The sequence below is a fragment of the Alteromonas gracilis genome (assembly GCF_036870955.2).
Classification (GTDB): Bacteria; Pseudomonadota; Gammaproteobacteria; order Enterobacterales; family Alteromonadaceae; genus Alteromonas; species Alteromonas gracilis_A.
The window spans coordinates 4,324,623-4,336,522 of record NZ_CP145482.2 but is presented as its reverse complement, the minus strand read 5'-3'; the positions used below and the strand labels follow the sequence as shown (position 1 = coordinate 4,336,522).

General features: G+C 45.5%; 6 protein-coding genes and 2 pseudogenes. 5 read left to right on the top strand and 3 right to left on the bottom strand.

Annotated features, from left to right (window positions below):
• The first annotated feature begins 89 nt into the window (after positions 1 to 89).
• The 3 genes from hslR (at position 90) to V6N89_RS20830 (ending at position 3,397) form a co-directional block, all read left to right on the top strand.
• Positions 90 to 494: a ribosome-associated heat shock protein Hsp15 gene (gene hslR / locus V6N89_RS20840; RefSeq protein WP_338519334.1), complete on the top strand. Its 405-nt coding sequence runs from the start codon at positions 90 to 92 to the stop codon at positions 492 to 494.
• Positions 495 to 517: 23 nt separating this feature from the next.
• Positions 518 to 1,417, top strand: coding sequence for an Hsp33 family molecular chaperone HslO (gene hslO, locus V6N89_RS20835; protein WP_338519332.1), 900 nt, complete (start codon positions 518 to 520; stop codon positions 1,415 to 1,417).
• Positions 1,418 to 1,834: 417 nt separating this feature from the next.
• Entirely contained in the window at positions 1,835 to 3,397 is a 1,563-nt protein-coding gene (locus V6N89_RS20830) for a phosphoenolpyruvate carboxykinase (RefSeq protein WP_338519330.1), read from the top strand.
• Here the strand turns inward: V6N89_RS20830 and V6N89_RS20825 are convergent.
• Positions 3,394 to 5,616 (bottom strand): TonB-dependent receptor family protein, encoded by a 2,223-nt coding sequence (locus V6N89_RS20825; RefSeq protein ID WP_346993205.1) that lies wholly within the window; start codon positions 5,614 to 5,616, stop codon positions 3,394 to 3,396. The two genes, V6N89_RS20830 and V6N89_RS20825, sit on opposite strands and share 4 nt — an antisense overlap.
• A 299-nt stretch (positions 5,617 to 5,915) precedes the next feature.
• Between V6N89_RS20825 and V6N89_RS20815 the strand changes: the two are divergent.
• Together V6N89_RS20815 and V6N89_RS20810 are read left to right on the top strand one after the other, a co-directional pair.
• Positions 5,916 to 8,346 (top strand): annotated as a pseudogene (locus V6N89_RS20815) (TIM-barrel domain-containing protein).
• A gap of 81 nt (positions 8,347 to 8,427) precedes the next feature.
• Positions 8,428 to 9,601 (top strand): annotated as a pseudogene (locus tag V6N89_RS20810) (MFS transporter).
• A 21-nt stretch (positions 9,602 to 9,622) separates the two neighbouring features.
• Here V6N89_RS20810 and envZ read toward each other — a convergent pair.
• Both envZ and ompR read right to left on the bottom strand, forming a co-directional pair.
• Positions 9,623 to 10,948 (bottom strand): two-component system sensor histidine kinase EnvZ, encoded by a 1,326-nt coding sequence (gene envZ, locus V6N89_RS20805; protein ID WP_338519322.1) that lies wholly within the window; start codon positions 10,946 to 10,948, stop codon positions 9,623 to 9,625.
• Positions 10,949 to 11,049: 101 nt separating this feature from the next.
• On the bottom strand, positions 11,050 to 11,772 hold the full coding sequence (ompR, locus tag V6N89_RS20800; protein WP_338519320.1) for an osmolarity response regulator transcription factor OmpR: 723 nt from the start codon (positions 11,770 to 11,772) through the stop codon (positions 11,050 to 11,052).
• Between the last annotated feature and the right edge of the window lie 128 nt (positions 11,773 to 11,900).

Sequence of the window (11,900 nt, the reverse complement as noted above, 5' to 3'; positions counted from 1 at the left end):
TTTGGTTAACCGCGCTTTAGCGAAACCCATAATAGCCTAGTAAAGGTGGGGGTCACAACACTAAAGCCGCACCATTACGAAATTATTACATGAGCCAAATGGATAGCAACAATACAACACAAAATGTCAGGCTGGACAAGTGGCTATGGGCTGCAAGATTCTTTAAAACTCGTGCAATTGCACGGGATATGGTGCAGTCCGGCAAGGTGCAATACAACGGCCAGCGCGCCAAACCAGGCAAGCATGTAGAGCTTGATGCCATGATAAAAGTTCCCTCTGGCTGGGATATTCGTGAAATTAAAGTGCTAGGCTTAAGTGACAAGCGCTTAAGTGCGCCGCTTGCACAGGCACTGTATGAAGAAACTGATGAAAGTGTAACAAAACGTGAAGAAAACCAAGCGGCACGTAAAATGAACGCTTTTCATAGTCCGAAACCAGAACATAGGCCGGATAAAAAGCAGCGACGACAGATTATTAAATTTAAGCAGCAATAAGCGGCTTCACAACAGGATTACCTATGAGCAACTTCGATAAACTACACCGCTTTATGTTCACGCAAGCTAATGTGCGCGGTGAGCTTGTGCGCTTGAACGAAAGTTTGAAGCAAATTGTGCACAGCTATGAATACCCAGTACAAATTCAAACGTTGCTAAGCGAAATGGCGGCGGCAACGTCACTGCTAACGGCCACGTTAAAATTCAAAGGTGAAATCTCTTTGCAAATCCAAAGCAAAGGACCTGTAAGTTACGCGGTTATTAATGCGACCCACGACCAAACTTTTCGCGGTGTTGCACGCTGGGATGAATCTTTGACTGCACTACCAGAGACTTTTTCAGAACTGCTTACCCAAGCTGTCCTTGTTATTACTATTACGCCAGATGAAGGCGAGCGATATCAGGGTGTTGTTGCGTTAGACAAACCGAGTCTAGCTGAGTGTATCGAGGGTTATTTCGATCAGTCAGAGCAGCTTGCCACACGTGTACACTTAATGACTGACATGAGCGACCCAGAGAGTGCCAAAGCGTCAGGTGTACTGCTACAGGTATTGCCAACGGATGCTAGTGCAACGGATGTATCACAAGCTAACGAGTTTGCGCACATCGCTAAACTTACAGAAACCCTGACCAAAGACGAAATGTTCACGTTGTCGGTTGAAGACCTTCTTTATCGCTTGTATCACCAAGAAGATGTTGAAATGTACCCAGCAAAAGACGTGTCATTTAAATGCACCTGTTCAAAGGAACGCAGTGCTGAAGCATTACGCCACGTCGAAAAAGCCGAGCTTCTTGCCATTGTTGAAGAAGAAGGCGCGGTGAAAATGAACTGCCAATACTGTCACGCTGAGTATCGTTTTGACAGCATCGATATCGAAGCAATTCACAGCGGTAATTTTGAAGCGCCGTCAGCGAATCAATAAGCCTTTATAGCGTGTTACTCAAAAGCACCTTTAGTGTTCTGCACTAAAGGTGCTTTTTTAATGGCACATCTACACTTCACATCTGGTTGTTTTTTGTTCATTGGTAAGCTTTCGTTCTTGCGGATGTGATATCTACACGCTCGTGCTGTTTATAACTTTGAAAAAATACAGCAGGGGTTACTTCTTTTTTTGTTTTGAAATCTATCGATCAATAACACGTCATTAGTCTGTAAAACTGAATTTATATGCAAGGAAAACCCTTTCCCTGAAAGTAAATTACAATATTTATGAAAGTTAAACCTGAGAAATACTGACTATGTCATTTTAAAATGCGTCAAACCCCTTGTTTACTTTACACTCATTGAGGTGATACTTTTTTGAAAGTGCTTTTGAAAAATTACATATAGGGTAACAGCCATGACCGCAGCAGCCTCAGTTCAAACGGATCTGAAAATAACGCCACTAACCGACCTGTCGAACGCCGAACTCATCGAACGCGCAGTTAAGCGTGGTGAAGGTGTACTAGATAAAAACGGTGCACTTGTTGTTGAAACCGGTAAGCGAACGGGTCGTTCACCAAACGATCGCTTTATTGTCAAAGAAGCTACCACTGAAAACGATATCGACTGGGGCAAAGTAAACAAGCCTTTTGATGCGGATAAGTTTGATGCGTTATGGGAGAGAGTAGATGCTTATCTTTCTACGCAAGAACATTTCCTTTCTCACCTTCAAGTTGGCTCAGACCCAGAGCATGCACTTTCACTTGAAGTAAGAACACAGACGGCATGGCAGCATGTATTTGCTCGTAACCTATTTATCATTCCTGAGCAGTGGAATGTGAAAGGCGATCAGCCTTGGCAAATTCTGAATGTGCCTGGTTTTACTTGCGAGCCAGAGCGCGATGGCACCAACAGCGATGGTACAGTAATTATTAACTTTGCGAAAAAGCGAGTACTCATTGCAGGCATGCGCTACGCGGGTGAAATGAAAAAAGCCATGTTCTCAGTACAAAACTTCCTACTGCCTGCAAAAGACGTATTGCCAATGCACTGCTCTGCCAATGTGGGCGAAGAAGGGGACGTGACCTTGTTCTTTGGCTTGTCAGGAACAGGCAAAACTACACTTTCTGCAGATCCTAAGCGCTTTTTAATTGGTGATGATGAGCACGGTTGGGCACCTGGCAGTGTCTTTAATATTGAGGGCGGCTGCTATGCGAAATGTATCGACCTATCGCAGAAGAACGAGCCGGTAATATGGAACGCTATTAAGTTTGGCACTATTTTAGAAAACGTCGTACTTGATGACACGCGCACGCCTGACTACACAGACACCAGTCTTACTCAAAATTCACGTGCAGCATACCCGCTTGAACATATTGAAAAGCGTGTAGTTGAAAACCGTGGTGGCGAGCCACGCTCGGTTGTATTTCTAACATGCGACGTAAGTGGCGTACTTCCTCCTGTTTCTGTATTGAGCGAAGAGGCAGCCGCTTATCACTTCCTAAGCGGATATACCGCTAAAGTGGGTTCAACAGAAATCGGTTCAACCAGCGATATTGAGTCTACATTCTCTACCTGTTTTGGTGCACCTTTCTTCCCGCGTCCAGCAGGTGTTTATGCTGAGCTGCTTATCAAGCGTGTGAAAGCGTTTGGCGCCAAAGTTTACCTTGTGAATACAGGTTGGACAGGTGGCCCATACGGCACAGGTAGCCGCTTCGATATTCCTACTACGCGTGCCATCATTGATGCCATTGTATCGGGAGAGCTTGCAGGGGTTGAAACACAGCACGTCGATGCACTTAATTTAGATGTGCCAGTGGCTGTTCCTGGTGTTGACTGCAATTTGTTAGTGCCTCAAAACACCTGGACAGATAAAGCGAAATACGACGAATATGCCGCTAACTTAGTAAATGATTTCAAACAAAACTTTGAAAAGTACGATGTTAGTGACGCTATCGTCAAAGCAGGGCCAGGTAACTAAATAGTTACTTGCTCTGACCCTTCCCAACGTTCATCACACTCAACGTGATCGATGTTTTGCCCGCACTTAGTTGCGGGCTTTTTTGTGGGTGTAAAAGTTACATTTGAAAGCGTACGCCAGCAAAAACGGTTCTTTCTAATGCTTAGCTCGATACCGTCATTTCTTACACGAGAGTAATAGTTCTCATCAAACAAGTTGTTGATGCCACCGTATAGCGCCCACTGTGGGTGCAAACGATATTCTGCTGTCAGGTCGACAACTTCATAAGATGGTATAAGGTCATCTATTTCATCAACGCCAGTACCGCGCGACTGATTAGAATCTTGCCAATATTGCTCATCAACCAAGGTTGCCGTAAGTGCTACATCAAGACGTTCGCTGTTGTACATGAAGCCAGTTCGAAGTAAGTATTCAGGCGAGAATGCTGTGGCGTTGCCAATGAGCGCCGCGTTTTGTGAGGATACTATCTCAGCATCAAGTAACGAGCCGTTAGCAAATATACGCAAACTGTTCTCGCTACCTGCTAATAAATCATAATCAATGCTGAATTCCACGCCTTGATGACGCGAATCGCCTGAATTAACGCGTTCAATATCGGCAATATTTACCTGAATAGTCTCTATTTTGTCGTCAAAATCGATTCTAAACGCACTAATGTCGATAGTTAAACCTTGTATTGGTGCACTTCTAAAACCAATCTCATAGTTCATTGCACTTGATACATCAGGCCCATTGGTTGCTGCTAATTCAGAGTTAGGGTTGGCAAGATCATCAAAGCGTTGAGGTCGATATGACTCTGAGATATTCGCGTAAACCTCACTGACATCACTAAGTTGATACATCAAGCCTAATCCGAAGAGTAGCTCGTTTTCCGTTTCATCAAGGTTGATTGCATCGCGAGACAAATTGGGGTTTTTAGTTAGCTCTTCTAAATCGTAATTAATACGTTCGTAGCGAGCCGTAGGTATGACACTTAGCTTATCGAATTTAAACAAGTTTTCTATAAAGATTGCGTTGTAAGACATCTTTCTATCTTGGTCGAACAACAAATCTTCCGCATTTTGTTGATTAGAGCGAATATCATTACTAACGTGGCGCGTACGAGGACTATCGCCCCAGTATGACGTGGTGCCAACGGTCAGAATGTTTTGATCACCCCAAGCATTGGCGTATCTTGCGTCAAAGCCCCAATTATTGAACTCTTGTTGGTCAATGTTAGTGGTAAGAGGCTCGTTCTCTGGCAGGGAGAATTGACCAGAACGGCGGCTAAATCTGTCCTGGTAAGAGTACCACACGTTAGCGTCAAGGGTTTCACGCTCACTGAGTTTTTGCTCATAGGTGAAATTAGCAATAACACGATCAATTTCTATTCGGTTAAATGGGGTAAGTGTTTGATTACGGTCTTGGGCAAACTCTGCGCTGCTTAGCCTACCCGCCTCACCCGAATCAGAATTATAAACATCAAGTTCGAAACCCAACCGGATGTTGTCGAAGCCTTCATAAGCTACGCTGACATGACCTGAAGTGACGTCAAAGTCTTCGTTTTGACGCGGACCATCGGCTTTACGGTGGTCGAAGGATGCGAGAAAGCCAAAGTCGCCGCTAGATGTAGCAAACTCGTTGTACGTGCTATACATGCTATTGCTACCGACGGCGTGGTCAGTACGAAAACGAGTCTCGCTGCCGACTTCTGCTCGTTTGGTTACAAAATTTATAGTGGGTCCAATTTGGGGGCCATATATTAGTCCCGCGCCACCACGTACGAACTCCACTCGCTCAACGCGTTGCGCTGGTGGTAGGTAGTAAAGTGTTGGGTATCCAAAGAGATCGGAGGCAAGGGGAACATTGTTCTGGAAAAAGCCTACAAACTCGGATTCGTGAGGGTTGCCCAGTCCGCGATAGTTAATATTATAAATACTCGGAATTTGTTGGTCAGATACAAACAGCCCCGGCAGCGTCGAAAACATTTGGCGCAAGTTTGGCTCTATGAAATTCGGCATATCTTCTAAATTAGCGACCGAAGTTTTTTTACCAGCAAAAATTTTGCCCGAAGATAGTGTAGGCATGACATCGGACACGATATTGTCATCCGCGCCGTTAATTGTGATGCGTTCAATATCTTCTAGTGCCATGTTTGCGAGAGCTGGCGCCGCTGAAACGCCAATAAGTCCGGCTAGAACCGACTTCGCTAATAGTGAAACTTTACCGCTGTATTTCATTGAAATCCCCCATCAAATATAAGCTTAATGATAATAGTTCGCAGTATTATTTACATTGGTGGTGCTTTGGCAATGAAAATGTTTAAAAGTGAATTTAATTTAACTTAAGGCATTTCATTGATTTAGAGGGTGTATCGAAAAGCAATAGGTCGTGAACCCCTTTGGCGCACCAATGAATACGTATGTATGTTTAAGTGCTCAAGACCTCAGGCTATTATCGGTTAATAAGTTGTAAACAGTATTCAGTGTGTGGCTGTAGCTTTGCCCGAGGCTGAATCTAACAGGAAGGTTTTAGAACAATGAACTGGCAAAAACGCACAATGCTTGCGTCAACAATAGTGGCGCTAATGTCCACTCATGCAGCGGCTGAGATTCAACAATTTAGTTTAGACGGTAATACACTGTTACTCGATACTGATAGCAATGACTTCACCATTACAGTGCTTAACGACAATAGCTTTCAAGTTACCTTTCTAACTGACAACAACGGTAATCGCTACCACAATCTTCCTTCGATGGCGCTTCCAGAACATACATCAACAGATGCCAGCGGCGTGGATACCTCTCAAGTCGAACTTATTGAAAATGAAAGGTCACTGACACTCAAATTCAACGAAATTACTGCGCATGTCGACAAAAACACCCACGCCATCAGTTACGCCATTGATGGCAATATAGTGGCGAAAGAACGCAATGGGCTTTCGATTAGCGATACTGGGTGTCAGCCTATCGTTTTCCCTAGATGATAACGAAAAGCTTTATGGTGGCGGTCAGCGGGTATTGGGAATGAATCGCCGTGGTCATAGCATGCCGCTATACAATAAAGCGCACTATGGTTACACCACCTCGTCCAATCAAATGTACTACGGCTTATCTGCTGTGATGTCTTCCAAAAACTACAGCGTCTTGTTTGATAACACCGCATCAGGTGAACTAAATATGGGCAGCACGCAAAATGATGAGCTGCTGTTTAAGGCACAGGGCGGGCGAGCAAGTTACATATTGGTGCTTGGCGACGACCTTGAAGATACCGTTACCTCAACGGTGGCGGTCACGGGTAAACAACCTCTTCCGCCTCGCTGGCTACTTGGCAACTTTGCGTCGCGCTTTGGCTATAAGTCGCAGCAAGAAGTTATGGATGTGGTTGAGCTTTTTAACACGCAAGATATTCCTGTTGATGCCGTAGTACTTGACCTTTATTGGTTTGGTAAAGATGTAAAAGGCCACATGGGGAACCTAAGTTGGGACAACAATAGCTTTCCTGAGCCAGAAAATATGATTGCGCATCTTCGAGACCAAGATGTGAAAACGGTGCTGATTACTGAACCCTTTATTTTGACGACGTCGAAGCAATGGGAAAGCGCAGTAGCAGCTAATGCTTTGGCGACAAGCGACGATGGCCAGCCTTATACCTTTGACTTTTACTTTGGCAATACCGGTTTGGTGGATGTCTTTAATGAGAAAGGGCAAGACTGGCTCTGGCAGTTTTATGAAAAACTGGCTGCGCAAGGTGTTGCGGGTTGGTGGGGCGACTTGGGTGAGCCGGAAGTGCATCCTGACGATATTCAGCATTTGTGGCACTCAAAGAAAGTGAGTGGTGCTGAGGTGCACAATGCTTATGGCCATCAATGGGCGAAAACCGTATACAACAATCTAACGGCGCTTCAGCCGGATACGCGTCCATTTGTGCTTATGCGCTCTGGGTTTTTAGGTAGTCAGCGCTTTGGTATGGTGCCTTGGACCTACGATGTAAGTCGCAGCTGGGGTGGCCTTAAGCCACAAGTAGAGCTTGCACTTCAAATGAGCGTGTTTGGGTTAGCATACACCCACTCAGATTTGGGCGGCTTTGCGGGTGGAGAGACTTTTGACCCCGAGTTGTACACCCGATGGCTACAGTTTGGTACGTTCTCACCTATGTTTAGACCGCACGCGCAGGACGCAATTGCCCCTGAACCGGTATTTCATGCAGACCCGGTAAAATCGATAGCACGCGAGTTTATCAAGCTACGCTACGCCATGCTGCCTTATAACTATTCATTGGCGTTTGAGAATGCATTATACGGCACACCACTTATGCGCCCGCTTTCATTGGCCTTTGATCAAGACACTTGGTTTGACGATGCTAGCGCGTATCTTTGGGGTGATGCGTTCTTGGTATCTCCAGTCACAGAGCCCAATCAATCAGTATGGCAAGTGACGCTTCCAGAAGGCGTGTGGTTCGACTTTTTCTCTGATAAGAAATACCAAGGTGACAGCGCGGGGAAAACCGTCCATTACCCATTAACTGATGCTACCTTTCCTGTATGGGTAAAAGCGGGGAGCTTTGTGCCTATGAGCGAACAGCTTGCGCGAACCGAAGACTATGACGCCAGCAACCTAACATTACACTACTATCACGATGACTCGGTTGCGAGCGCGCAATACACCATGTATGAAGATGATGGCAAAAATCCACAGGCGATAGAGAAAAAGCTATACACCAACCTAAACATGAGCGCATCGACAGACGGTGAGGCAGTGTTAACACTTAGCATATCGAGTGATGGAAGTTACATTGGTATGCCGCAAACGCGTTCGTTGACTTATGTAGTGCATGGGCTTGATAAAAAGCCGCGCCAAGTGCTTCTTGATGGCAACGTGGTAGACGGAGTATGGAATGAAAAAGGGAAAACGTTTTCTCTTGCAATTTCGTGCGACTACCAGCAATCTGTAAACATTAAGATAATGTAAGTCCTAACGGGGTATTTCCCCTTTTCGAATTGTAATTAAGGGCGCGTTATCGCGCCCTTATGCTAATCGTTTGGAGCTTGAATGAGCCGACTGCCTGCCACAATTGTCATATTTGCTGGTTTTTTCCTTATCGGCAAACTGTTTATCTTATGGGGCATATTGCTTCCTGATATCGCCAACGACTTAGCAATGTCAGAAGTGATCAGCGGTGCGCTTTTCTCGCTGTTTTCCGTTGGCATGATGCTGGGGGCGGTGATTGGCGGTAAGTATGCCAGTCGATTTGAGTTTATGCCCTTGCTTGCCAGTTTATTTAGCGTGAATACCCTGCTATTGATTTTGGTGTCTCTGCTCACCTCATGGCAGTGGTTTTTAGTGCTTGCGGTGTTAATTGGTGTTGTAAGCTCAACAATATTCACTATTGGCCACACGCTGATAGCGCGCATGTACGTTGAAAAACGCTTTATGATGATGGGGCTAATGGACTTTATGTTTAGCCTTGGCACGTTCGCCGCGTCGTTCTTTGTCACCCTTTTATACCTTATCGAAGAAAGCTGGCGCTTGCCCATTCAAGTAGTGGCTAGGTGTGATGATGATGTTGTCGTGCTACACCTATATTGCCGCCCGCTCTCAGGCAAAAGTACTCAAAGGCCAGCCAAGTTCAGACAAGAAGACGCTGGCGTTTGGTGTAATTATTAGGCAGCCCGTATTTATGTTCCTCACTTTGCTAGCATTTGGTTATGGTGCGGTGGAGTTTGGCAATGCCAATTGGTTTGTAAGCTATGCGCAAAATGGATTGGGCTTTAGCGGCGAGCAGTCACGTAACCTGCTGGCGTGTTTTACTGCAGGCATGGTGATAAGCCGACTTACCTTTCCATTTTTACTGCGCTTTGTGTCTGTGCATCGAATGATGTTGTTAATGGCTACAGCTTCTTTAGCGGGCGTGTTTACGCTTAAGCTAATGCCCACGCTTTACGGCATTGGTGCTGGCAATTTGTTGTTAGGGCTTGGGTTAGGTGGGTTGTTTCCTTTAGCCCTATCAGCGGCAATGAACATCGATAGCGACAACGGCCCTGTCTTGTCCGGCATTGCAATTATCGGTAATTCTACAGGCGTTCAAGTTGCCTCATTCTCTACAGGGTTATGGGCTAACTTTGCGCCGCTAACCACAGCATTTTGGGTAATTCCTGTGGGCGGCCTGATATTGTGGGTGTCAACCTATGGCTATAGTCGCAAGATAAAACACCATAAGGGATAGCCGCTTTATTGAGGTAACGCGCTAGTCTTTAAACGGCGAGTAAGGAAGATAAAACTCTGCCACTAAACCCTGATTTGGATGGTTACGCAGGGTTACTTCGCCGTCATGAGCCTCGATAATGCGCCTAATAATGGCAAGGCCTAACCCAGAACCTGATGAGTTACGCGCTTTGTCACCTTGCGCAAACGGCATAAACACACTGTCTAATTCTGCTTGTGGAATACCGGGGCCAAAGTCTCTTACTTTGCAATACACACGCTTTTCATGGCGGTTATAAAAACTACTGATGGCGATATCGTCTGACCCATATTTAAAGGCATTTTCAATGAGGTTGTCGATAACGCGTTTCATCGCTATGCGTCTTAGCGGTAGCGGCGGTATAGCGTTGAGTTTCAATTCAATGTGATGCTTTTCATCTAAGTGTCGTGCCTGAACAAGCTCTGCAATTATGGCGTTAAGGTCGGTTTCTTTTGTGACTTCTTCGGTGTCGTAACGGGCATAGTCAATAAATTGGTCGATAATGGCATTCATATCTTCAATGTCATTAACAATCCCGTCTTTTATCCAATCTTGGTCTTCTGGCAGCATTTCCGATGCCAAACGAATACGGGTTAATGGTGTGCGTAAATCGTGTGATATACCCGCTGTCATAATATTGCGGTCGTTTTCTAGCTGTTTTATTCCCTGGTTCATGCGGTTAAAAGCTCGCGTCACCTGGATCATTTCCGTGCTGCCTTGCTCTCTAAGTGGCTTAGGGTGCTCGCCTTTACCTACCGAAATCGCCGCTTTTTGTAGCGCTTGTAGAGGGCGAGTCATTCGCCTTACAAACAGCCACCCTCCGGCGACACTGAGTATCCCAATCACCATAAGATACATGGTAAGCGGCGATATATTGGCTTCGTTTAAGCCTGATATCGGAATAGAAATCCAGGTTTCCGGGTAGCGGTTCAGTGAAATCCACACGATATAAGGTGCGCTGTCATCGCTTGCTTGGGTTGTAGTACTTATGCGTACATCAGCCAGCTGATTCAGTTGTTTACTTACCTGCGAAGACATAAAGCCATAATAGACGGCACTTTCTAACCCGTTTTTGCGCGCTGCGCTTTCATCAAGCACTAATACGCGGGTTTTTTCAAAGTACTCATCGCGTGTTTCTTGGTTTGTAACCAATAGGTCGTTGGCAAGAATAGATTTTACTTGTGTCGCTAAAAGGCTGTTTATTTGTTGATAGCTGGGTTGAATAAAATAATAGGTTACAGAGATATACGACACGATTTGGTTAATCAGTAGCAGTACGCCAATAAGCATGACGGTCTGACCAAAAGCACTTTTAGGTATCAAGCGCATAGTCGACCTTTTGCTGTAAAAATGCGATGCAGAAAACTACATCGCACGTTGCTGTTAAACCATATCATAAGTGGATAAGACAAAGCGCAGTAGCAACGACGCTACATTTGCTCACCATCAGGGACAAATACATAGCCAAGGCCCCATACGGTTTGTATATAGCGAGGGTTTGCTGGGTCGGCTTCTAGCATTCTGCGCAACCGTGAAACTTGCACGTCAATGCTGCGTTCTAATGCGCTGTAGTCACGACCGCGCGCTAAATTCATTAGCTTGTCACGGGAAAGCGGCTCGCGAGGATGGGTAACCAGTGACTTAAGTACCGCAAATTCGCCACTTGTAAGGGTAAGTGGTTTGTCACCAGCGGTCATCTCGCGGGTGGCTAGATTTAATTTATATTCGCCAAATTCAATAATTTGAACGTCTTTTGACGGCGCTCCCGGCGCTTCTGTGCTGCGGCGACGCAATACCGCTTTAGCGCGTGCTAACAACTCGCGAGGGTTAAAGGGTTTCGGTAGGTAGTCATCAGCGCCCATTTCAAGGCCAATAATGCGGTCGACCTCATCACCTTTAGCGGTAAGCATGATAATTGGCATGTCATTTTCTTGTTGGCGCAAACGGCGGCAAATAGACAAGCCGTCTTCACCCGGCAGCATAAGATCAAGCACCATCAAATGAAAATTCTCGCGCTCCAGCAGTCTGTCCATTTGCTCTGCATTGGCAGCACTGCGCACTTGATAGCCCTGTTCGAGTAAATAACGCTCTAACAAGCTACGAAGACGCATATCGTCATCGACAACAAGAATTTTTGAGGTTTCCTGACCCATACTCATACCTTTATAACTATTTTTCTTTCACTATAACCACAAGGCGCGAAATACAAAAGCACCAAAACGTAAAAGCATAGGTGTGATTGTTACAAATAGTGTCTAAGTAAAGAAAACAAGCAGTTATA

Bases quoted from the DNA above. Each gene is read 5' to 3' on its own strand.
- hslR (WP_338519334.1), top strand. From the start codon at position 90: ATGAGCCAAATGGATAGCAACAATACAACACAAAATGTCAGGCTGGAC.
- hslO (WP_338519332.1), top strand. From the start codon at position 518: ATGAGCAACTTCGATAAACTACACCGCTTTATGTTCACGCAAGCTAAT.
- V6N89_RS20830 (WP_338519330.1), top strand. From the start codon at position 1,835: ATGACCGCAGCAGCCTCAGTTCAAACGGATCTGAAAATAACGCCACTA.
- V6N89_RS20825 (WP_346993205.1), bottom strand. From the start codon at position 5,616: ATGAAATACAGCGGTAAAGTTTCACTATTAGCGAAGTCGGTTCTAGCC.
- envZ (WP_338519322.1), bottom strand. From the start codon at position 10,948: ATGCGCTTGATACCTAAAAGTGCTTTTGGTCAGACCGTCATGCTTATT.
- ompR (WP_338519320.1), bottom strand. From the start codon at position 11,772: ATGGGTCAGGAAACCTCAAAAATTCTTGTTGTCGATGACGATATGCGT.